22 protein-coding genes and 6 tRNA genes are annotated in these 22,319 nt (G+C 51.6%); 7 read left to right on the top strand and 21 right to left on the bottom strand.

Translation table 11 applies throughout. The features are described from left to right. Positions 1-4 precede the first annotated feature (4 nt). Complete coding sequence (locus O146_RS0105705; RefSeq protein ID WP_021352567.1) at positions 5-760, bottom strand: YebC/PmpR family DNA-binding transcriptional regulator; 756 nt, start codon at positions 758-760, stop codon at positions 5-7. A 464-nt stretch (positions 761-1,224) separates the two neighbouring features. Here O146_RS0105705 and O146_RS0105700 point away from each other — a divergent pair, with 464 nt between their 5' ends. Further along, on the top strand, positions 1,225-1,701 hold the full coding sequence (locus O146_RS0105700; RefSeq protein WP_027017913.1) for a DUF3817 domain-containing protein: 477 nt from the start codon (positions 1,225-1,227) through the stop codon (positions 1,699-1,701). A gap of 55 nt (positions 1,702-1,756) precedes the next feature. Here O146_RS0105700 and O146_RS0105695 read toward each other — a convergent pair whose 3' ends face one another. The 15 genes from O146_RS0105695 to O146_RS0105625 form a co-directional block, all read right to left on the bottom strand. Further along, positions 1,757-2,281 (bottom strand): hypothetical protein, encoded by a 525-nt coding sequence (locus O146_RS0105695; protein ID WP_027017912.1) that lies wholly within the window; start codon positions 2,279-2,281, stop codon positions 1,757-1,759. After that, positions 2,278-3,375, bottom strand: coding sequence for a glycosyltransferase family 4 protein (locus tag O146_RS0105690; protein WP_027017911.1), 1,098 nt, complete (start codon positions 3,373-3,375; stop codon positions 2,278-2,280). The genes O146_RS0105695 and O146_RS0105690 overlap by 4 nt, the downstream gene beginning before the upstream one ends. 11 nt (positions 3,376-3,386) lie before the next feature. After that, positions 3,387-4,364: a phosphatidylinositol mannoside acyltransferase gene (locus O146_RS0105685; RefSeq protein ID WP_023019392.1), complete on the bottom strand. Its 978-nt coding sequence runs from the start codon at positions 4,362-4,364 to the stop codon at positions 3,387-3,389. Beyond that, positions 4,361-4,984: a phosphatidylinositol phosphate synthase gene (gene pgsA, locus O146_RS0105680; RefSeq protein WP_021352572.1), complete on the bottom strand. Its 624-nt coding sequence runs from the start codon at positions 4,982-4,984 to the stop codon at positions 4,361-4,363. Before pgsA ends, O146_RS0105685 begins: the two co-directional genes overlap by 4 nt. Beyond that, positions 4,977-5,579, bottom strand: a complete 603-nt coding sequence (locus O146_RS0105675; protein WP_024272711.1) for an HIT family protein — start codon at positions 5,577-5,579, stop codon at positions 4,977-4,979. Before O146_RS0105675 ends, pgsA begins: the two co-directional genes overlap by 8 nt. Next, on the bottom strand, positions 5,542-7,605 hold the full coding sequence (thrS, locus tag O146_RS0105670) for a threonine--tRNA ligase (RefSeq protein WP_027017909.1): 2,064 nt from the start codon (positions 7,603-7,605) through the stop codon (positions 5,542-5,544). Before thrS ends, O146_RS0105675 begins: the two co-directional genes overlap by 38 nt. Positions 7,606-7,754: 149 nt before the next feature. Continuing rightward, a complete protein-coding gene (locus O146_RS11255) occupies positions 7,755-8,975 on the bottom strand; it encodes a Dyp-type peroxidase (RefSeq protein WP_081820595.1) in 1,221 nt (406 codons plus the stop codon). Between the two features lie 157 nt (positions 8,976-9,132). Further along, the gene (locus tag O146_RS0105660; protein WP_027017908.1) at positions 9,133-9,759 is read right to left on the bottom strand and encodes a copper chaperone PCu(A)C; all 627 of its coding nucleotides are present in this window, start codon (positions 9,757-9,759) and stop codon (positions 9,133-9,135) included. 121 nt (positions 9,760-9,880) lie between these two features. After that, positions 9,881-10,480, bottom strand: coding sequence for a copper resistance CopC family protein (locus tag O146_RS0105655; RefSeq protein WP_023019389.1), 600 nt, complete (start codon positions 10,478-10,480; stop codon positions 9,881-9,883). A gap of 211 nt (positions 10,481-10,691) precedes the next feature. Next, positions 10,692-10,764: transfer RNA gene (locus O146_RS0105650), tRNA-Gly, on the bottom strand. A gap of 60 nt (positions 10,765-10,824) precedes the next feature. Beyond that, positions 10,825-10,897, bottom strand: a tRNA-Val gene (locus tag O146_RS0105645). A 33-nt stretch (positions 10,898-10,930) separates the two neighbouring features. After that, a tRNA-Cys gene (locus O146_RS0105640) sits at positions 10,931-11,001 on the bottom strand. Between the two features lie 45 nt (positions 11,002-11,046). Beyond that, a tRNA-Gly gene (locus O146_RS0105635) sits at positions 11,047-11,119 on the bottom strand. Between the two features lie 30 nt (positions 11,120-11,149). After that, positions 11,150-11,222, bottom strand: a tRNA-Val gene (locus O146_RS0105630). 80 nt (positions 11,223-11,302) lie between these two features. Continuing rightward, a tRNA-Gly gene (locus O146_RS0105625) sits at positions 11,303-11,375 on the bottom strand. 135 nt (positions 11,376-11,510) lie between these two features. Between O146_RS0105625 and O146_RS0105620 the strand changes: the two genes are divergently transcribed. The 3 genes from O146_RS0105620 to msrB all read left to right on the top strand — a co-directional run bounded on the left by O146_RS0105620 (position 11,511) and on the right by msrB (position 13,968). Further along, positions 11,511-12,266, top strand: a complete 756-nt coding sequence (locus O146_RS0105620; protein WP_162163370.1) for a dihydrofolate reductase family protein — start codon at positions 11,511-11,513, stop codon at positions 12,264-12,266. Continuing rightward, a complete protein-coding gene (locus O146_RS11250; protein ID WP_051619282.1) occupies positions 12,266-13,471 on the top strand; it encodes a glycosyltransferase family 87 protein in 1,206 nt (401 codons plus the stop codon). The genes O146_RS0105620 and O146_RS11250 overlap by 1 nt, the downstream gene beginning before the upstream one ends. A gap of 95 nt (positions 13,472-13,566) precedes the next feature. After that, positions 13,567-13,968 (top strand): peptide-methionine (R)-S-oxide reductase MsrB, encoded by a 402-nt coding sequence (gene msrB / locus O146_RS0105610; protein WP_021352582.1) that lies wholly within the window; start codon positions 13,567-13,569, stop codon positions 13,966-13,968. 87 nt (positions 13,969-14,055) lie between these two features. Here the strand turns inward: msrB and hemQ are convergent, their stop codons facing one another. Continuing rightward, positions 14,056-14,790, bottom strand: coding sequence for a hydrogen peroxide-dependent heme synthase (gene hemQ, locus O146_RS0105605; protein ID WP_021352583.1), 735 nt, complete (start codon positions 14,788-14,790; stop codon positions 14,056-14,058). Between the two features lie 225 nt (positions 14,791-15,015). Here hemQ and O146_RS0105600 point away from each other — a divergent pair, with 225 nt between their 5' ends. Both O146_RS0105600 and O146_RS0105595 read left to right on the top strand, forming a co-directional pair. Next, a complete protein-coding gene (locus tag O146_RS0105600) occupies positions 15,016-15,618 on the top strand; it encodes a DUF3000 domain-containing protein (RefSeq protein WP_051619296.1) in 603 nt (200 codons plus the stop codon). A gap of 76 nt (positions 15,619-15,694) precedes the next feature. Then, the gene (locus tag O146_RS0105595) at positions 15,695-16,918 is read left to right on the top strand and encodes an HRDC domain-containing protein (RefSeq protein WP_027017904.1); all 1,224 of its coding nucleotides are present in this window, start codon (positions 15,695-15,697) and stop codon (positions 16,916-16,918) included. On the opposite strand, the gene dxs is transcribed toward O146_RS0105595, so the two are convergent. From dxs to dut, 4 genes are all read right to left on the bottom strand, one after another. Then, positions 16,890-18,791, bottom strand: coding sequence for a 1-deoxy-D-xylulose-5-phosphate synthase (dxs, locus tag O146_RS0105590; protein WP_023019383.1), 1,902 nt, complete (start codon positions 18,789-18,791; stop codon positions 16,890-16,892). The genes O146_RS0105595 and dxs overlap by 29 nt on opposite strands. A gap of 126 nt (positions 18,792-18,917) precedes the next feature. Next, positions 18,918-20,144, bottom strand: coding sequence for a class I SAM-dependent RNA methyltransferase (locus O146_RS0105585; protein ID WP_311198276.1), 1,227 nt, complete (start codon positions 20,142-20,144; stop codon positions 18,918-18,920). A 2-nt stretch (positions 20,145-20,146) separates the two neighbouring features. Next, positions 20,147-21,106: a DUF3710 domain-containing protein gene (locus tag O146_RS11245; protein WP_081820585.1), complete on the bottom strand. Its 960-nt coding sequence runs from the start codon at positions 21,104-21,106 to the stop codon at positions 20,147-20,149. Positions 21,107-21,211: 105 nt separating this feature from the next. Then, positions 21,212-21,664 carry a dUTP diphosphatase gene (gene dut / locus O146_RS0105575; RefSeq protein ID WP_035000605.1) on the bottom strand — a complete coding sequence of 151 codons (453 nt, stop codon included), beginning with the start codon at positions 21,662-21,664 and terminating at the stop codon, positions 21,212-21,214. A 133-nt stretch (positions 21,665-21,797) separates the two neighbouring features. On the opposite strand from dut, the gene O146_RS11240 reads away from it, so the two are divergent. Further along, complete coding sequence (locus tag O146_RS11240; RefSeq protein WP_021352591.1) at positions 21,798-22,310, top strand: DUF3093 domain-containing protein; 513 nt, start codon at positions 21,798-21,800, stop codon at positions 22,308-22,310. Positions 22,311-22,319: the final 9 nt, after the last annotated feature.

Here is a 22,319-nt window from a genome sequence, read left to right as displayed (position 1 = left end):
CGAATTAAGAGTTAAGCTCTTCCATGACTTCATCAGACACAGTTAGATTTGTGTAGACGTCTTGCACATCATCTACATCTTCGAGAGCATCAATCAATTTGAAAACCTTCTTAGCACCTTCGGCATCCAGCGGCACATCGACTGATGCTCGAAAATCCTGATCTGAATCCTCAACTTCGATCCCCGCTTCTTCTAGTGCGCTACGCACGGCCGGTACATCCGTTGGTTGACAGATAACCTCGAATTTCTCGCCTTGGTCCTTAACTTCCTCTGCGCCAGCTTCCAAAACAGCAAGCAAAAGCTCATCTTCGGTCAGGCTAGCCTTTTTATCTACCAGAACATAGCCCGTCCGGCTAAACATATAAGCCACAGATCCGGACTCACCCAGGTTTCCGCCGTTCTTAGTCATTGCAGTACGCACCTCGGTGGCAGCGCGGTTTTTGTTGTCGGTCAGGCATTCAATCAACATTGCCACACCGTTTGGCGCGTAGCCTTCATACATCAAGGACTGCCAATCCGCGCCTCCAGCTTCTTCCCCGGATCCACGTTTCCGTGCACGTTCGATATTGTCAGCAGGAACTGAGGCCTTCTTCGCTTTTTTGATCATGTCGTCAAGCGTTGGGTTAGCCGCAGGGTCACCGCCACCGTTGCGGGCGGCTACTTCAATATTCTTAACGAGTTTCGCGAATTCTTTCCCTCGTTTGGCATCATTGGCAGCCTTTTTGTGTTTGTTGTTTGCCCATTTTGAGTGGCCTGCCATGTTATTCCTTTCAACAGCTTCAACAGCTAAATGTCATAGTTTCTAAGCGTCTTTAACTCCGTTAAGTATACGTGCCACTGCAAGCTCATATATACCGGCCGTTTAGGTTTGCTAATTGGTTCTATCAAAGCAATGAGTCTGCCGATGGTCCGCACCATTGCTTCCTGCGTCACCATTGCGACAAGTCTGACATAAGTAGGTTCCAACCTTGACGGGCGCCAAGGTGCGTGGAGCCAACAACTTTCCGGAGGTTTCGAGTCACTTTCTAGTCGTTGGCATAATGGAATCTCATCCACACGCAGAACACGACTTACCTCGCTTAATTTCGCTGCCATAGCGCTCCACTCATTCACCGTTAGCTTAGTGATAAAGATTATACGACTATCGTGAAGTTTTACTCTGCCCCTAAACTAAGCTCCGTGTGTCATATACTCACAAATTGTTGAAGAACTAGAGTTACGATCATGACTCCACAAAAACTCCACCGAACCGCGGCGATCTTGGAAACGATCACCTGGGCGCTATTGCTCTTGGGTATGACCCTAAAATACTCTGACACCACTGATTCTGTCGTTCCCATCACCGGTAGCATCCACGGCTTTGGATTCTTATGCTTCGTGGTAATGACGACACTGATCTGGGTCAATAATCGATGGACTCCCATCCTGGGCCTCACTGGTTTGTTGGTATCAGTCATACCGTTCGCCGCATGGCCGTTTGCTCGTTGGGCAGAAAAGCAAGGCCACCTCGAAGGCGGTTGGCGGTTCCGAAATACTGAAACAGAGACTCATCCAGAAGGGATTTTTGACTGGGTTTTATACCAAACCGTTCGCTACCCAGCCCGCAGTATCGTTGTGGTGTTAGTAGTGGTAACGACCATATTCAGTCTTCTACTGCTTTTAGGACCACCAGTATCGGTAGAAGACATCATCAACGAATAACCGTACGAAAACCAATACAGTGCAATGCCCCAGAACGGAAAGAAAATTGCGACGCTTAAGAGCTCAAATACGAAGTATATTGAAAGAAATCTGGTAGCGGTGCTCTACCACCCAAGCGGAAATTTCTTACCAGCGGGCGCAACCTTAAGCCACGTGTGCTCGCAACTGCTTCGTTGTAAAACCTATGTGCAAGCTCAACGCGTACATCCGCATCAACCAGCTCCGCATAATGGGAACTGAGTTCGTGGGCAACAAGGCTGCCGGTTGCAGAATCATCGACAGCTTTGTCCGCCACAAACTCTTTGTTGACCCTGGCGGATAGTTCCCGTTCTGCACCTTCTCTCGGAGCCAAATTGCCGTGCGCGAGACGAATCGATTCCACTTCCCTAGCTTGGGGAGCCAAATGGGTACTCACAACAGCAACCACAGCCACTCTACGATCAAGTGCTGCTTGCAATGATTGCAGTGCCGCATCGAGTCGGATGTGCAAGCGATGTAGGCGCTGAGCAGTAAAATAAATCCATAATAATGCACTAACGACACAAATCAATAGCAACGCGAGAGCAAGATCAAACATCATTTGCCGTATCGCACCTTCGTACCGTTGACTACGGTTTCATACACCGTTTCTACCTGCGTTGCGACGGATTCCCAATCAAAGTTGTGTGCACGCTTGATCCCTGCTTCCACTAAACGCCTTCTATGCTCGAAATTATCAACAAGCATTCGCAATACCCGCATGAGGTCAGCGCTATCACCGGTCCGGAACAATACCCCTGCGGGTGATTCGTTCGCTGCATCGCATACAACTTCAAAAGCCTCAAGGTCACTAGCAACGACGGCACATCCTGCCGCCATCGCTTCGACTAACACGATTCCGAAGCTTTCGCCCCCTAAATTGGGTGCGACGTAAATATCAGCACGACCCAAAATCGCGGCCTTTTCAGCATCACTCACCCGCCCGACGAAATCTATCCCCGGCAGTTCGCGCTTGCGTCCTCCGCCCATGATCGTCACCCGCACGTCTCGGTCGAGCTGGTGCAGGGCTTCTAATAGCACGTCCAGACCTTTACGCGATTCGTCTAAGCGTCCGAGAAACACGATCTCAACCGGTGCGGTTTTCTCTTCTAACGGAACACGGTGTTGGGCATAGACTGAAGTATCGACGCCATTCGGAATCAGCACCGGGTCACCACCGAGTTGTTCAACTTGCCAGCGACGCGCCATTTCCGACACTGCAATACCCGCTCGAACCTTGTCCAAAACTGGCCGCAAAATCGGCTTAAAAATATTCAAGAGCAAAGAAGACTCCGCTGAGGCATGATAAGTAGCGACTATCGGCCCCTGCGCCATCCGCAGAACCGCCATCGAATAACTCGGTGAATTCGGTTCATGGATGTGTAGAACATCAAACTGTCCTTCACGAAGAAATCTTTTTACGGTTCGACGAACGTGTAGACCAAAGGACAAACGCGCAACTGAGCCGTTATATCGGATGGGAAACGATCCACCGCCCTTAACAACAAAATCAGGAACGTCGGTTTCTTCAGCAGCTGGACCAAGGACACGAACGGTGTGTCCACGAGTAATCAGTATTGTCGCAAGGTCATAGATATGAGCCTGCACCCCGCCCGGTTCATCAAAAGAGTATGGACAGACTATTCCAATGCGCATCGTGAATCGACCTATTTTTCTTCCTGGGTATGCGCGCGCAAAGCATCGAGTTGTTGTTGGCTCATCCGCTCCGGATCGAGGTCTCGCAACCACACGGGCTGCAGCATATGCCAATCTTGCGGAGTTTTCGCGATATTCTCAGCGAATGCATCGGCTAGACGCTGAGTTGTCGATTGCACATCACTGACCTCAATTTCGTGAGTGGCCGCTAGGCCCCAATTCGGCGATGCACCATCGTCAATTCCTTGGTACCACGAGTGCACAGCAAACAAGGTAGCTCCGGTCTCTCTGGCAAGAGCAGCTGGTCCCGCCGCCATGGAAGCAGGTTCGCCGAAGAAATCAACAATCGCTCCGGTATTCTTCAGGTCACGCTCGCATAATAGCGCAACTACCCCACCGTCATTAAGCACTTGTTTAAGGTACGGAAACGGGGGTTTATCCCCACCAGTGAGAGGGATGACATCAAACCCAATCGAGTTGCGATATTCTACGAAAGCGTCAAACAAAGATTCAGGTTTAACTCGCTCGGCAACTGTAGCAAATTGTCCGTAATGGGCGACAACAAACGCACCAGCCATATCCCAATTGCCGGTGTGCGGCAGCGCGAGCACTACTCCACGCCCGCGACTTAGCGCGGCGTCAAAAGCAGAACGCCCAGATACACCTGCAGCGAGCCGTTGCGGCAGGTTGTGTTCGTACTGCATAGTAGGAAGCCGGAAGGCTTCTAACCAATAACGGAAGTAGCTTCGTATTGAGTCGCGTACCAATTGTCTAGTCACATTTTCAGGTCCGACGACACGGGTCAGATTCTTCCGTAGCTGTTCAGGACCTTTACCATTTCTGCTAACCGCGTCGGCAATTTTTTCAAAGATCCTGCGTGTTAACCATAAAGGCAAACGCCGCACTAGGGACCATCCTGCAAAATAGCCGTAAGCCACGATATTCTCTTGCCATGGAGGGCGTTTGTGTAATCCGAAATCTTTTTTCATGCAGTGGCCTTCCTCGCAATAGAGTCGAGACGCCGGGCCATAGAAATCCGCTGGTAAACCGTAAACACCGAACCGACCGCTAAAATCCACAATGCGAAATCAATCGCGTACGGCACCCCGAGGCCTTGCAGACCAATTCCGGCTAAAGCAACGATCAAACGTTCCGGTCGTTCTACAAGCCCTCCAACCAGATTCAACCCGGACGCTTCACCGCGAGCCTTGACATAACTGATGACTTGTGAAGACACAAGGACCAATAGTGAAGCTACTATCAAAGGTTTTGGGGCGTCGTAAGAATAAATCAGCCACCAAGTAATTGCCGCAAACAGCGCGCCGTCAGTGATTCGGTCGCATGTAGCATCCAATGTCGCTCCGAAACCAGATGCCCCGCCTTTCAGGCGTGCCATCGTGCCATCTATCATGTCGAACGCGGCAAACAGTCCTGACAAAATCGCCGCCCACAATAGAAAGCCTGCAGGAATCAATACGACGGCAATCGCAGTAGTCACAACTGCCCCAATCACCGTCACCATATTCGGGGTTAAGCCAGCAGCAATTGCCAATTTGGCGAGGGGTTCTACAACCACTGCCGCGGGTTTTCGACCATGAACGCTAAGCATCGGTGGCGTTATTCACTCCCTCATTATCAGTATTTTCTGCGGCAATTTCTGCCCAGCCTTCCGCCAGAATACTGCGTGTATCCGCTAGTAACTCCGGCAACACCTTAATTCCATCAATTATTGTCAAGAAATTGGCGTCACCTTGCCAACGCGGCACCACATGCATGTGTAAGTGGTCGCGAACGCTACCGCCACTAGCCCCGCCGAGATTCATGCCGACATTGACCGCATGTGGACTGGAAACATGCTTTAAAACCCGAATGGCCATCTGGGTGTACTGGAACAATTCCACCGACTCTTCGAAATCCAAGTCTTCCAGATTCGAAACTTTTCTATACGGAACTACCAGCATATGACCTGCATTGTAAGGGTACAGATTCAGCAAAGCATAGACCTTTTCACCTCGTGCAACGATGAGTCCGTCCTCGTCGCTTTTCTTTGGTGCCTCAAGGAAGGGATCTTCGCTTTTTGCTGCAATATAAGCCTTACGATACGGAGCCCACAGGCGCTGCAAACGATCCGCTTCCCCAGCGCCCTGGTCAACCCACTGCTGCTCGTTAATCTCGTTTGCCAAAGGTCTCCTTCGACGGTGCATCGTTACGACGCTGAACGATCCACTCACTAATCAACGTAACCGCCTCAGCGACGGGAACCCCGTTTAACTGTGTGCCGTCGAGGAAACGGAATGATACTGCCCCGGCCTCCACATCACGTCCACCGGCGAGTAACATAAATGGGATTTTCCCGGTGGTGTGGTTACGAATTTTTTTCTGCATCCGGTCGTCGGAAGTATCCACGTCCGCGCGAATGCCCCGTGCTCGCAACTGTGCCGTGATCTCTTCCAAGTGAGGAACAAACTCATCAGCTACCGGGATGCCCATCACTTGCTGCGGCGCAAGCCAGGCCGGAAATACGCCGGCGTAGTGTTCGAGCAAAACCCCAAAGAAACGTTCAATTGATCCGAACAGGGCGCGGTGCACCATGATCGGGCGTTTTTTGCTGCCATCTGGCGCCGTATATTCGAGCTCGAAACGCTCCGGTAAGTTGAAGTCCAGCTGAACGGTCGACATCTGCCAAGTACGACCGATGGCATCGCGCGCCTGGACCGAAATCTTCGGCCCGTAAAATGCAGCACCTTCGGGGTCCGGCACCAAGCTCAGCCCCGAAGAATCAGCGACGCGTTGCAAAATGGCAGTCGAGCGCTCCCAGATCTCATCAGAACCAACGAACTTCTTCGGATCTTTGGTGGAAAGTTCTAGATAGAAATCATCCAACCCATAGTCACGCAGTAGAGAAATGATGAAATCGATGACTTTCCGAAGCTCATCTTCCAGCTGGTCTTCCGTGCAATAAATGTGGGCATCGTCCTGAGTGAAGCCACGTGCACGGGTCAGGCCGTGAACGACTCCTGATTTTTCGTAACGATAAACCGTACCAAATTCAAACAGACGCAAAGGCAATTCGCGATAGGAACGTCCCCGTGACGCGAAAATCAGATTATGCATCGGACAATTCATTGGCTTAGCGTAATAGTCTTGCGGCGGCTTAGTAACGCTGCCTTCCGCATCATATTCACCGTCAAGCTGCATTGGCGGAAACATGCCCTCGGAATAGAAGTCCAGATGGCCAGATTTACGGAACAGATCCCCCTTAGTCAAGTGTGGGGTGTTGACAAAAGAGTATCCAGCTTCAATGTGGCGACGGCGCGAAAATTCTTCCATTTCCATGCGCACGGTGGCACCATTCGGATGGAAGACTGGGAACCCGGAACCAATTTCTTCTGGAAAGGAGAAAAGGTCCAATTCAGCGCCAAGCCGCCGATGGTCACGCTTTTCGGCTTCCTCCATCATCGTCTGATACGCCTCTAAAGCTTCAGACGATTCCCATGCAGTCCCATAGACTCGCTGCAAATCAGCTTGCGACTGGTCACCACGCCAATATGCTGCCGAAGCCCGAGTCAGGCTAAAGGCTGGGATGTACTTCGTCGTCGGAAGATGTGGGCCACGACAGAGGTCCGACCATTCCACGTCACCGGTGCGGGGGTTGAGGTTGTCGTAGTATGTCAGCTCTCCGGCGCCGACTTCCGTCGCCTCATCCGAATCCGGATCCACGTTTCCCTTATCGGCTACCAGCTCAAGCTTAAACGGTTCGTCAGCAAGTGCTAACTCAGCGGCAGCGGAATCAGCGAATACACCACGGACAAAACGTTGTCCTGTCTTGATGATCTTTTTCATCCGTTTTTCGATCTTTTTCAGATCATCGGGAGTGAATGGTTCTGCGACCTGGAAATCGTAATAGAAGCCGTTGTCGATGGCCGGGCCAATTCCCAACTTCGTGCCAGGAAATTCTTTTTGCACAGCCTGCGCTAGTACGTGCGCACAGGAGTGGCGGATGACTCCACGGCCTTCTACAGAGCCTGCGATAATTGGCCAGAAATCGCCATTGGTTTCGGGAACATGGCTAAGGTCTTTTAGCGCGCCATCGGCGTCTTTGACGCACACGACCGCTTCCGGACCTTTATTAGGAAACCCAAGCTCCTTCATTGCAGCACCAACTGGTGTGCCAGCATGAACGCTAAAAGGCTGTTCGGGGTTCGCCAAAGGCTCGAGTGTGTGGACCATGAAAGTTTGCGCTCCTTTGCGCTCATTGGCTGCGGCATACCTGGCCGCAGCCTGAAGAAAACTAGTTACCGAGCTATTTTAGCGCCTCAGGTTTTACACGTTGCATCCAGGCTAGCCAACACCAGCTCAGAGACATACAGCACTCACGCTTACCCCTTACCATGAGTCTCTAATAAGGATTGCCCCCAATACTCATCTCGTCCCTTACCTTCTACATCGGTTCCGGGAGGGATAGCCCAGACCGAAGATCCAATGTGCGTAATCCACTCGTTAAGTCTGTCGACTTCGTCTAAACGGCTTTGAATCGGAATAAATTGCTCACGCGGGTCCTGCTGGAAACAGATAAATATCAACCCTGAATTCGAAAGCTGACCGTCTCCCGGCTCTGGGGGCAAATCGTAGCTAAACGGACGACGCAAGAGTTTCTGTTGCGGTTTGTCTAGCGGATTGCGCGCACGTGCCATGTGACTGGTGGGATCAATAACAGGTAGTCCAAATTTATCGCGGGCGGCAAAATCTGGATCATCGTGTTCTTCTGTTCCGGTCAATGGAGCCCCGGAATCGAGTTTCCGTCCCATAGCATTTTCGCGGGATGCCCGGTCTAGTTTCTCCCATGTATCCACGTTCATCCGAATGCGTCGAATAACCATCGCGCTACCACCATGTATCCATGATGGTGCAGGAGAGTCATCTGCGATAAAAACTTGGTTGGCAAATTCTTGCTCTGACCTAGGATTTACAGTTCCATCGAATTGTCCGAAAAGATTACGCGGTGTAGTGGACTTAGCACGGGCGCCATCAGCATGGTTGAATCCTTGTTGCAACCACGCCACATCGACGTAATCTACGCCAGAACGAATCATATGACGCAATGCATAGGCCGCTGTAATTGGCTCATCAGAGCCGATCTGCAGCATTAAATCGGCTTCACCCCACTGGGGATCTAATTGATCACGGTCAAATTTTGGCAACGGCGCCAACCAGTCTGGACGCTGGTCTTCAGCACCGATGACGGTAAACAGCCCTGGACCAAAGCCAACAGTGATGGTCAGGTTTCCAGGAATATTCAACAATTCAGGCTCCAACGTGCCACGGGGTGCGATACCGGCGGTCAATCGCCGTGCGTCCTCGGTCCATAGCTTCAGAAGCCTGGCTACTCCAACGCGGTCCACACCTTCCTTCAGGTTGAAAGCAACTATATTGGCGCGTGCCTGCTGTGCTTCTTTAATTCCTGCCTGATGTTCACCATCGAATTCCACGACGGCGTTTTGCAACCTTACGTCAGCCATGCCATCGCTACCGGGAGCACCGTTTCGGCTTTCCCGGCCTACCGTAGACTGCTGAGCTTGGGAGCATCCCTGCAAAGCCATCGCGGAAGCGCCAGTGCTTAAACCAGCGAGAAAGTGCCTGCGTGAAAAACCAGCCACGAAACTAGCTCCTTTTTAATGCTATTGCCCGTTGTCGTTTAGGTTCTTTCCTCAGCGTTGCGGTCGCTGCCGCGATAGTGTCGCAAGGAATTAACGATTCTTACTTGTGGTCGCCGTGGTCGTGACCTTCATGATCATGGTCGCTATGGCCGTGACTGTCATGGTCATGGCCATCGTGACCTTCTAGATCACCATATTTTTCATCTCCCGCACCGATAGTACGGACCGGAACGGGTTCTAGGTCCACTTCCGTGCCGTCACTAAGCTTGAGTGTGATGACGATTTCGTCGCCAGCAGAGATTTCTTCGTCATACTCCATGATCATCAAGTGACCGCCACCAGGCTGCAGTTTGTGTGACTCCCCGGCAGAAATTTTCAATTCCTCTTCCCGCTCTCGCATGGAACCATTGACAACCTCATGGATTTCGTACCGCGCCTCACCTAAGCTCGTGGTGAAGCTTTCGATGACGATGTCTTCACCGGAGGTGTTTTTCAGTTCACCGAAAATAGCTGTCATCGGTTCACCAGCAGCTTTCGCCTTGACCACGCCATCCTCCAGAATAAGCTCACTGTCGGCTGATTCCGTTGCTTTTGTGGTCGATTCGGCGGTAGAGCTTTCAGAAGTCGCCGGATTAGCACTACTGTCAGCTTCATCATTCGCGCATGCAGCCAAGGTCAAACCTGCTGTCAGAAAAAGAGCGGTCAATGGTACGGCTTTGTGCTTCATGATTTTCATCCTTTTCGCTTTAGACGACTTACACTAACTAGATTGCATTGTTTTACAGTGTGCCAGATTCCCATTGCACAGGACGGATACCGTGCTCGAGATTTGCACACAATTCCAGTTATTAGTTATCGAACCGCTTACGTTTTTGGATCAACAACACAATAACCGCAAGAGCAGCAGCGACAGCACCGATCGCAATAATGATGCTGGCAGCACCGATGCCATCCGACTCGTCAGCATTGTCAGCAGATTCATCTGTCTCGGTGGATTTGCTATCTGCATTGGACCCCGAGTTGGTAGATCCCTCGGCATCAGATTCATCACCAACGATAAACTCCAGACCACCGCGGGTCGCATGGCCGTCAGATGAGGTGATCTGATAGCCCAGGGAATATGCCCCATCAGGAGTATCGAGACCATCTGGCACCTCGACTGTCAGCATCCTCCCGTCCAGCACTGGCTCAGCATCAAAGACAGTTCGACCATTCGAATCCGTTACCGCAACTGTGTTAAAGCCTTCGCGTGGTTCTCCAGAAAATTCAAGAACAATGGTCTCTGGGAATTCCTCAACGACAGCACCATCAGCAGGGTTACTATCAACGACAACATCATGAGCTGACGCATGTGGCATAGACAACCACAAAGCAGCTGCACTCAAGGCGGTCGCCGCCAAGCCTGCGTTCATACGGCGTAGATGTGTTTTCTGAGCACCATTGCCCATCAAGTTCGGCCTCCGTTTTGTTCACTAGGTGTTGAGCTTCGGACGAGTCTCACATGAGTAGTCGTTACACCTAAACGATTAGTTCCGACAAACACCAGTTTACTAAAGTTATCTCGCCCACAATGCCAAAGTGCAAGCCATTCCATGCAAGCATGCGAAAGCGCCGCTTCTCCATATAAAGAAGCGGCGCTAGTCCTTTTCGGGGAACCAGAGCGGATGACGAGACTCGAACTCGCGACCCTCACCTTGGCAAGGTGATGCGCTACCAACTGCGCTACATCCGCAAAAGAAAACCACAGGCCCGGTTTCCTTGGAGAAATTCGACGTCGTCGAGATTTCTCGTGTGCGCGATACTGGACTTGAACCAGTGACCCCTACCGTGTCGAGGTAGTGCTCTACCAACTGAGCTAATCGCGCCAACAATGACGAGCTTGCCGCCATTGTGACTAGAGGTGGAAACGGGAATCGAACCCGTGTGCACGGTTTTGCAGACCGTTGCCTCACCACTCGGCCATTCCACCGTGGCAATACCGCCTCTAACAGGATACCCAAAAATCGGGAACCAGAGCGGATGACGAGACTCGAACTCGCGACCCTCACCTTGGCAAGGTGATGCGCTACCAACTGCGCTACATCCGCGGGCGAGGACACCGTGAGATGTGCCCTCTGTGCGCGATACTGGACTTGAACCAGTGACCCCTACCGTGTCGAGGTAGTGCTCTACCAACTGAGCTAATCGCGCTAGCCTATGGAGTTTTCACTCGACGCTCAACACCAGGGCCAGCCCATCAAAAATGGAGCCAGAACCGGCGCTTTGCGCTGAGCGGATGACGAGACTCGAACTCGCGACCCTCACCTTGGCAAGGTGATGCGCTACCAACTGCGCTACATCCGCAAGCAGTGCTTCGCGCACTGCTTAAGAGACTCTAGTGGCACCACTGCAGAAATACCAAATCACGAGGTGAGACCCATATCCGAGCCCTTCACCTATACGAGCCTATACCTCAACGAGTCTTTAAAAACACCCCACTTGATCGTCTCCCGAATCTACGACGGTAATGTGAGCGATATGTACAAGTGGCCCAGCATCGATCAACTTATCGGCCCAGAACGGCGAAACCAAGACGATTACTGGGTTCGCGCAGTCTTTGCAAGCACCATCACCGGCTCTACATCTGCCAACGGCAGTTCACAGGATCTGGGCAACCAGCTCGATACGGAATTATTACTAGGGCTTCGCGAATGGGCAGAGGTAATAGTCGTCGGTTCAGGAACTGTTCGTGCAGAAGACTATGCCGGCGTCCAACCAACCGATAAAAAACCCAACCCAGCGCCGCTGGCAGTCATGACTTCATCACTAGATTTCGACTACGATTCACGATTTTTTCACGACTACCATGTCCCGCATTTGTTCATGGTGCCCGAATCTTCGTTGCAGGATCCAACCAACTACACCAAGGTTCAAAAGTTGCAAGCCTTCGGAGAAGTTATTTCCACCGGCAGCGGTACAGTACGGGAATGTATAACGGCATTGGTCAATCGTGGTTTTGTACGCATTAGCTGCGAAGGTGGCCCTTCGATCTTGGGCGGCCTAATTTCGGCAAACGCTGTAGATCAGTTCTATCTCACTATCGATCCTACATTGACCAACGCGGTGGAATCACCGATTACTCGCTGCACCAGTGACACAACCGTCAAACACAAAATGCGTTTAGAATCTTCCATGCACTGCCCAGATAGCACACTCTTTCTGCGCTATGGCCACCCGCGGGTAAACTCAATGTGATGAAGGAACTCGAGCTACCGCAGGTGTCTAATCAGCACTTACAGGCTTTTTTATGGCCACTCGCTATCCTGCTTGGGTTGCAGCTGGTGTTGGTCGACAGCTTCAACGGAGCAGTAACCGACGACTTCACAACCGTCTATTCTGCTCTACAACGCTTCCTTGACGGAGAGAATGTTTATCAACAGATCTACCACCACACTGATCCGTTGTACCTTTACAATCCAGGCGCTACGCTTTTGCTGTCCCCACTCGGATTTGTTACCCATGCTGGAATTGCACGAGCATTATTCATCTTCGCTAATTTCGGCGCCATCATAGTCTCGTTGGGCATCTTAATCCGAATGTTCGGTTTTTCCCTGCGGAATCCTATTTTTCCACTGACGATCACAGTAGCCACCCTGACCGAATCTGTCCGCAATACCCTTATTTTTTCCAACGTCAACGGTCTACTCCTACTTGCACTCGTAAGCTACCTATGGTGCTTGACTGACGATCGTCGTTGGGCCCGTTGGACTGGCGGGATCATCATCGGACTCGCGATTCTCATCAAGCCGCAGTTTGCCCCACTGCTATTTTTACCTTTGGTTATGCGCTGGTGGTTCACGATATTCGTAGGCATCGCGGTGCCCTTAGTTCTCAACTTCGTCGCTTGGCCAATAACCCCTGGTGCTGACAACTACCGCACAGAACTCATCCCGCATCTACGTCAGACTCGAGATTTCGCTAATTCCTCACTACCGGGGCTCGCCGAATATTTCGCCATGCCCAGCTGGCTTTACTACTTATTGTGGATCTTTTTTGCGGGGCTAGCCGTCATTTCAGTACTCACACTGTTATCTCTGCGTAAAAAAGACCATCTGCTCTGGCTTGTCACTACATCTGGAGTATTGTTCTGCGGTGTCTTCTTCTTGTCTTCTTTAGGGCAAATGTATTATTCCATGCTGCTGTTTCCAATGATTTTCAGCGTAGCCAGGCAACGCAGCGTGTTCCATATCTGGCCATCGTGGTTAGCAGCAATTTTGTTCTTACTTCCAGTAAGTTGGGCTACCACATGGACACCGCGTGACTTTCCCCCACTGGGGATATGGCTAAACTATTTCGCTGCAACCGCTGGCTGGGGCCTATTGCTCTTGACCACGGTGTGCTGTTCCGTAGCATGGCATTTACACGACCGACAGCATACGGACTCGCAACTCGGTAATTAACTGCGGGCCATGCACCGGAAGCCCAGATAAGAGCGTACGGAAAATGAAACACCTGCGATACTTACTCCCGCTTACGCAGGCGTAGAATATCCCCCATGACAGATTTTTCCTTGATTGCCGATGACCAATGGCGCAAACGCCTCAGCGCGGAAGAATACCGTGTGCTCAGAGAAGGCGGCACGGAAGCTCCACACACTGGTGAATACACAAACACGACCACTGAGGGCATTTATTCCTGTCGAGCGTGCGGTGCAGAATTATTCCGCTCTAACCAAAAATTTTCGTCACATTGTGGCTGGCCATCATTCTTTTCGCCACTGGCTGGTGACTCGGTCATTGAGCGGGAAGATCGCTCACACGGAATGGTACGCACGGAAGTCCTCTGCGCCAGCTGTCACTCACATTTGGGACACGTATTCGCTGGGGAAGGCTATGACACCCCCACCGATTTACGCTACTGCATTAATTCGGTGGCGATGACGCTCAAAGAATCCTAAGTCTGACAGGTTTGAGGTGCGAGTAGCACTAGCACCTCAAGCGACGGAATACCGGCGGTATTGAATTCCCTAATCCTTTTCTAGGGCTTAGGGAAGAATCTGCACCAACTCGTCCAAGTTTTCCACCATTCGACCGGTGTAAAACGGCAATTCTTCACGTACGTGCAACCGGGCCTCCGTGTAGCGCATAGTGTGCATCAAATCAACAATGCGTCCCAAGTCTTGGGCTTCAAACGACAACATCCATTCGTAATCACTCAACACGAAGGCAGCGATGGTATTAGCACGCACGTCTGCAAAATCACGCGCTTTCAAGCCATGTTCGCGAAGAATACGGGCACGTTTTTCCTCGTCCATGATGTACCAGTCATATGAGCGAACGAACGGGTAAACGCAGCACCACTTTTCAGGCGATTCTCCCATAATGAAAGCTGGGAGGTGCCGTTTGTTGAATTCTGACGGGCGGTGCACACCATTTCCTGCCCACACCAACGAACTGGCCTTACCCAGAGAAGTCTCACGACGGAATGCGGCAAAAGCCGCTTGCAACTCCTCAAAGTTTTCTGCATGCCACCAGATCATGAAATCAGCATCGGCTTTCATACCCGCAAGATCATAAATACCACGAACGGTCACGAGACCTTCGTCGGCAAGCTTGTCGAAAAACTCTTGCGCCTCAGCTGCCATTCGCTCGCGCGATGTTTTATCGCCAGCAGTAAATCCCTTGTCAAGCTTAAACACCGCGTGCTGGCTGTAACGCTGCAGCTTATTCAGCTCATCGTAATTCAGTTCTTGTTGGGCTTCGTGTTCAGACGCCGACATGAAAACCTCCTGGTTTTGCAAGTTTGGTTCGCAAAATTATCGTGACAAGCAAAGTTTCTGGAGTGGTTTGTGCACAAGGCACAAAGCGAAACCCAAAAGCAGTGCTCACCGAAAAGCGACCACGCAATAGGTGGTACTGCCACCAATCCTACCCCACGGCGCGCCTTCACCACTATGAAGAGTCTCAACATTAGGTTGAACCTTGTGAATGAGACAGATGCGTCGATGAACTTGCAGGGCACCACTGCTTCTAAGTTAGAGCGTGGCCTGACACCCCCGACTTTTAGCGAAGCCGTGGAATCAATGCACCAGGCTAACCTGCGTCAAGGTATTTCACTCGGGACAATCCGCCCTCCCCAGCGATTAGCACCTTTTAGCCATGCAATAGGCCTGGAAGTAGACCATCTCGATAAAGAAAACACCCCGACCGATTCTGAAGGCGATGCTTTCGGTCGGCTGATTCTCTTGCATGACCCCGGAGCACAGGAATCATGGGAAGGGGAAATGCGGTTAGTCGCCTACATCCAGGCCGACATGGAGTCAGCAGTTGCTACCGATCCTTTGTTACCCGACGTTGCATGGCAATGGCTCGAAGAAGGTTTAGAAACGCACTCTGCTGGCTACACAAACCTTGGAGGTACCGTCACTTCTACAACCTCAGTCCGTTTTGGCGAAGTCGGTGGCCCTCCTCGCGCTTACCAACTCGAATTGCGGGCATCGTGGACAGCGAAAAACAATCAACTTGCCGATCATGTGGACGCCTTTGCAGAAGTGCTCGCCCATGTCGCTGGTCTACCACCAGAAGGGGTAAGTCAGCTACGTCGCTAAAGCTATGCCGCGACAGCCTTCCCGTTTATAATCTTGCTGACTCATCTATCAGCGTATCGCCTCAAACTGAAAGATCATGACCGAATTCCTTCGTCGCCCAGCCGCGGGTATCCCGCCCGTACTGACAACCCCTGAGGACTTTCACGAAGCGGCGGAGGCAATCGCCGGTGGGCACGGACCAATCGCGATTGATACAGAACGTGCTTCCGCATTTCGCTACAACGATCGCGCTTTTTTAGTCCAGATTAAACGTGCGGGTGCCGGTACCTTTCTTTTCGCACCAGAAGGCGTCCGCCAGCACCTCACCGAAGCCTTATCACCCGTCATCAACAACCTAACTTGGGTGGTACACGCTGCAGTATCAGATCTTCCCTGTCTTGCCTGGCTTGGGCTGTACCCAGCACAGCTACTTGACACAGAACTCGGCGGTCGTTTAGCTGGCTTATCCCGTGTCAGTCTCGCTGCAATGTATGAGGATTTACTTGGCATACGCGTAGCCAAAGAACACAGCGCGCAAAACTGGTCCTCGACGCCGTTACCCAAACCATGGGTCGCTTATGCTGCTCTCGATGTCGAAAAATTACTCGAGCTGGCTGCCGAGGTAGAGTATCTTTTACGCAGCCAAGGCAAGTGGGAATGGGCACTGGAAGAGTTCGAGTATGTGCGCAACCAACACGCCACAATCACCGGACCAGAACCCCGCGCGTGGCATTTGATGAAAGGGATGCGCGGACTCAAAATACCTCGACAATTGGCAGTTGCCCGCGAGCTGTGGCTAATTCGGGAGACCACTGCAGCAAACGATGATGTTGCACCAGGCAGTCTACTACCGAATAAGGTCCTACTCGCCTTCGCTAATATCCGCCCCAACACGCTTTCTCAGTTAACACGCGTTCGTGGCTCACAAAATTCACGGTTAGCACCAGAAGTGTGGTTGACCGCAATTCAACAGGCTGAAGCATTAGCAGAGGCGGAGCTTCCAATTCCTGGAAAAGGAGAATTAGCGTATTGGTATTCGTCGGGTGGCATTAATACCCGGAATTGGAAGAAAAACGACCCCGACTCTTGGAATACCTGGCAACTCATTCGGGACGATCTCAATGTCTTCGCCGACGAATTTGCTGTACCTACAGAGAACTTAATCAGCGTTGCCAAGGCAAAAAATCTCACCTGGGATATTACCGTCGCGAAAACCATTCTTTCCGAAGGCGATCTAGAAGCGTCTTTTACAAAACACGGTTTGCGCGAATGGCAAAAAGATATTATCTGGCCTATTTTTGCTGATTTTCTTCCAAGCTAAGCTCTGCAAGCACATTAGCGATGCCGGTCTCGTCAAGCCCGACCTCATGCAGCAATTCGTTACGTGAAGCATGCAATGGAAACACCGATGGGAATCCCAAATGCCGCACAGGCACATCTATCCCTGCTGCAGCGAATTCTTCAGCAATCAGCGATCCAATACCACCGCGGACAATACCATCTTCTACGGTCACAACGACATCGTGATCAGCCGCCAAGCTGAACAAGGATTCCGCTACTGGGACAACCCAACCGGGATCAACGACGGTCACGTTGGAATAGGTTTTTGCCGCAGATACCGCTGCCTCGACCATGGCTCCCATAGCGATCACCAAAACTGAACGAGTTGCCGGAGTAGATTCTTCAGTAACTTTATCGGCGTAATAAACAATATCGACACCATCACGAAGATTCGCCCAAGCTGGAATTTCGGCAGGCAAGTTTCCTTTGGGAAAACGCACAAGCGTAGGCCCGTCGTCGACAAGCAGCGCCTCACGGAACAAACGGCCCAATTGCGCCCCATCTCGCGGTGCAGCGATACGGACCCCTGGTACGACGCTCGCCACAGACATATCCCAAACCCCATTGTGACTTGCGCCATCTGAACCAGTAACGCCTGCGCGGTCCAGGACCAAGGTGACGGGTTGCTTGAGCAACGCTACGTCCATCAAAAGCTGATCAAAGGCGCGGTTTAAAAAGGTGGAATACACTGCAACAACGGGATGCATTCCTGCCAGTGCCAGACCGGAGGCTGAAGCGACCGCGTGTTGTTCCGCGATCCCTACATCGAAAAAACGATCTGGAAAGCGTTGTGCAAATGGCGTCAAACCAGTAGGGCCCGCCATCGCGGCAGTGATCGCAACAATATCTGAGCGTTTCTCAGCAGCCGCAAGCAGTTCTTCAGTAAATACTTGAGTCCAGCCAGGCTGAGATTTCGAGATCGGCAGCCCCGTAGCCGGATCGATCGCACCGGTAGAGTGCATCTGGTCGGCTTCATCGTTAACCGCATGTGCGTAGCCGTGCCCCTTTTCGGTCACAACATGCACGATAAGCGGGCCATGGTGCGTTTTTGCATAGCTAAAAGCTTGTTCCAGAGCATCAAAGTCATGACCATCAACAGGGCCAACATATTTCATGCCCAAATCCGGGAACATCTCTGTCGGCAAGACCGTATGCTTCACACCTTCCTTGAAAGCGTGAAGCGCATCAAACGCACGATTGCCAACCCACCCCATAGACTTCAGAGTTTTCTTTCCATGCTCCATCAGGCCGTCGTATGGTCCAGAAATGCGCAGGTTAGCCAGATTTTCAGCGAAGCCACCAATCGTCGGCGAATAACTACGTCCGTTATCATTAACAACGATGACTACGTTTCGGTCTTTTCCTGCGGCGATGTTATTCAGCGCTTCCCAGCACATGCCACCAGTCAACGCGCCATCACCGACAACCGCCACTACGTTATGTTGTCCTCGCCCGTCCAGAGCGAATCCCTTTGACAAACCATCCGCATAAGCGAGTGATGCTGAAGCATGTGACGATTCTGTCCAGTCATGCTCGGATTCAGCGCGAGCGGTGTAACCAGACAAACCATCTTTTTGACGCAAAGTAGAAAAAAGATGTGCACGACCAGTCACTATTTTATGCACGTAAGATTGGTGGGAGGTATCGAAGATAAAGGGCTCATCCGGGGAATCGAATACTCGGTGCAAAGCCAACGTTAATTCCACCACACCAAGGTTCGGCCCCAAGTGGCCGCCTGTCACCGACACGTTCTCGATGAGAAAGTCACGAACTTCCTCGGCTAATTGCGGGAGTTGTTCTTGGGACAAAGCCTTGAGGTCGGCGGGAGTCTGTATTCCGCGAAGAAGGCTCATTGTCTCTACCTCAACTCCTCGTCTCATCTGCATTCGTCGGTAACTAACGTATCCATCTTACTCGCTACCTCCCTAGAAATCGGAACCGGCGATTTACTAGGAAAAATCTTACTATTCACGTGCGTGTTAAGCAGATTTTCTTAATAACGCCATAAGTTCGAAGTGATGTGTTCCCGGGAATGCATTTATTAACGTGAGCTTGTCGACCCGATACCCATTATCAGACCAGCTCCTTAAATCACGCGCGCAAGTTGCCGGATCACAACCAATGTGAACCACTGTTTTCGGGTCGGCCGCAGCTATTTCGTCGATTACAGCTGCCCCTGCCCCTTTGCGTGGCGGATCGAGAACTACGCAGTCAGGAGCGGCTAACTGAGCAACTGCTTTTTCTACGTGTTGTTTATGCATCGAAACGTTAAGCCCTTGCAGTGCTGGTTGTGTATTCTCAAGAGCTGCTGAAGAAGTATCGACGCTGTGCAGCACTGAATCCGCAGGGTTTTCCGGGCTCAATGCTCGCGCAATTGCAGGTATAAACAGACCAACGCCCCCGTACAGATCCCAGCCGATTTTTCCTGCGGGTTGTCCAGGATCAGCTAGCCATTCCTCAATAATCGCACTATACGCCTGAGGTGCTGCGCGGTGCGCTTGCCAAAATGCGGTGACTGGAAAACGGAATGTTTTGCCATCAACGATCTCGGTGACCTCGCCGCTGCCTTCTAAAACTCTTTCGACTTTCTCCAAGCGCTTCCCACGCCCCGTTTTGCGCGACTCCACGACATGCCGTTGACCAGTTGAATCAATTGCCACAATCAATTCTGCACCCGGCCGGAAACGGCGAGCTCCGGTTCCAACGATGCCTTCGCTAAGACCGTCGACGAGCTGACTACAGGGATACTGTGTAACCAGTTCATGACTATGTTTTTTCCGGAGACCAGCTTTCCCATTCTCATCCACACCGAACCGCACCCGGGTGCGCCAACCGCGTACAGGGGCAAGCTCAACGGCGTTGAGTTCTGGCAGCTCTATTTCCGAAAATTTCCCTATTCGCGCGAGCTGATCAAGAAAAACCGAACGCTTCAGTTCCGTTTCCTGGGTGGTATCAAGCGTCGCAAAGTCACAACACCCAGCTCCGGCGGCAGCCGCCTGACAGGTTGGCTTGCCACGATATTTACTGGGGCTGATAACTTCTAGGATCTCACCAGTAACGAAAGATTTCTTTTCTTTCGTAACATCAATTTTTACTCTGTCACCAGGATAAGCAGAAGCAACAAATACCACGCGTCCATCGTCCGCAGTACCAATGCCGACACCACCATGTCCCATCCGGTCAATGGAAAGTTCGAGGTTAGGCACGCTTATCGCTGCTCCTTTTCATTCGTAGGCTGAGCAACGCCTTCATCATCACCGTGCTCACGAGATTTGGTCCCACCAGCAGCCTCCCTAACTGCTTGTTGCGCATCAGCTATGCGGGGCGATTGTTGTTGGCTTTGCGCTTGCCGCTGCTGCATTGCCTGTTGTACCTGCTGCATTAGGCTAGCGGGCATTGTGACCGGTAACGAATTACCTGCCAAAATAGGCTTATCTCCCCGGTAGACGAAAGTCCGCGCAATAACTTCACGTGCCAATTCCGCGAGTTTATCTGCCCGTTGGGCCGGACCTGCCAACGTTACCCGCAACATCCACCGTGGCCGTTCCGCACCAATCACGCGTGTTACAGCCTGTTTGTTTTCACCAACGACCTCTCTACCCCAAGGACCTTGTTCAAAAGTGACCTCGGCACCGCTTTGTTTCATGCTTTGCGCAATCTCATCAGCAGCTTCCTCCCACTGGCCAGCCGATGATGGTGCAGCGAAAGCAATCGGAGTGAGCCGACCATAGTGGGTGACCAAGTGGAGCATCTTCGGACCTTTTTCACCCATTTCAACCTGTACCTGCGAATCTTTCGGTACGGCAAGCTTCAGTGAACCAAGGTCTAACAACCCGGAGGAAAACTCACCAAAGTCGAATTCATTAATGTCAACGGTGTCTCCGTCGAATGGGCCGGTTTCCCCTATCGCTCCAGCTTCCACGGGAATAATCGGTGCATCGTGAGCAGATACTGCAGAATCTGCATTTTCCTGCGCCTCGGCACTAGTTCCCGCCGCCTTCTCGTTGGCAACAGCTGAAGTTTGAGCTCCAGCTCGGTCGCTCTCCAGGTTCAATTGTGCATCCCGCTGAGCTTCCCCACTGGATTTCTCATTCGCGTTCGCGCCAGCTTGTTGCGCTGGTTTTTTCTTTTTCGAAAATCCAAACTTCGAAACTCCAAACAACGCCATAACTAGTGTTGTCCTTTCCCGCAGTAATATGCATACTACGTCTTTAGGCTAAAAACCGATTTTGGGTTCAAATGTTTTGCGTGACAGAAACCGAAGCGTGCCCAGCTAATGGGTACCGGTGGAGCCGTAGCCACTAGAACCACGAGCAGTCTCATCCAATTGTGCAACTTCCACAAAGTCCACAAGCTCAACGCGCTGAATCACCAATTGCGCTATCCGCATACCACGAGTGATCTCAATAGGTGAGACTCGATCAAGATTAATCAGACACACTTTGATCTCACCACGATATTGCGCATCAATAGTTCCCGGAGAATTAACGATACTTAAGCCTTGACGTGCAGCTAGTCCAGAGCGTGGATGCACCAAACCTACGGTCCCCTCCGGTAATGCAATAGCAATTCCGGTTCCGACCACAGCCCTTTGGCCTGGTTCCAAGGTAATATCTTCAGTTGCGCACAAATCAGCCCCTGCGTCACCCGCGTGGGCTCGAGTCGGTAAAGCTATTTCCGGATCCAGTCGCTGGATTTTTATCGGACTCAAATCAGACAAGCTCATGTATGCAGACTACCCTGTATGCAAAGTAGTCGTCGGACAAAGGCTGCACTGAACAAGACAATCGCTCCCCATTGCTTTTACTCAAGCGCCCAGGGTTGGGGTTCTGTAGTTTTCGCGGGCTAAAATATCGCTCATGAGCGAAGTAAAATCTGCCCCGGAAATTCTTTACCACGAGCGCCAATGGGTGCCTTGGCATTGGTGGTTGATTGCATTGGCAGCAGTGACGGTTGGCACCGGGCAATTAGCCCTGAACCGCAATTTGTGGTGGTTTGCCGTGCCCTTTTTGATTTTCGCTGCGCTCGCCATATGGGTTCTTTTCCACCTGTCCTCAACCGTCATCCAGGTAGAAAAAGATTTTGACGGCACACGCTGGCTAATTACCGGAGATGCACAATTACCCGCGGATATTGTAAGTCGGAGCTTGGCTGTTCCTAAAAGTGCACGGCGGAACGCAATGGGGCCACAGCTGGACCCTGCAGCTTTTCTTGCCACCCACAGCTGGGTACCGCACTTGGCCATGCTCGTATTGGATGATAAAGACGATCCGACTCCGTACTGGCTAGTCAGCTCGAAAGACCCCCAAGCCTTGCTCGAAGCCTTTTTACCCGATCAAGCACTGGACGCTGCGCGCCAAATGCAGGGCTAGCTCGCTTTA

The sequence above is a fragment of the Corynebacterium pseudodiphtheriticum DSM 44287 genome (genome assembly GCF_000688415.1).
In the GTDB taxonomy this organism is placed as follows: domain Bacteria; phylum Actinomycetota; class Actinomycetes; order Mycobacteriales; family Mycobacteriaceae; genus Corynebacterium; species Corynebacterium pseudodiphtheriticum.
The sequence above is the reverse complement of the archived record's forward strand: the minus strand, read 5'-3'. Positions and strand labels throughout refer to the sequence as shown.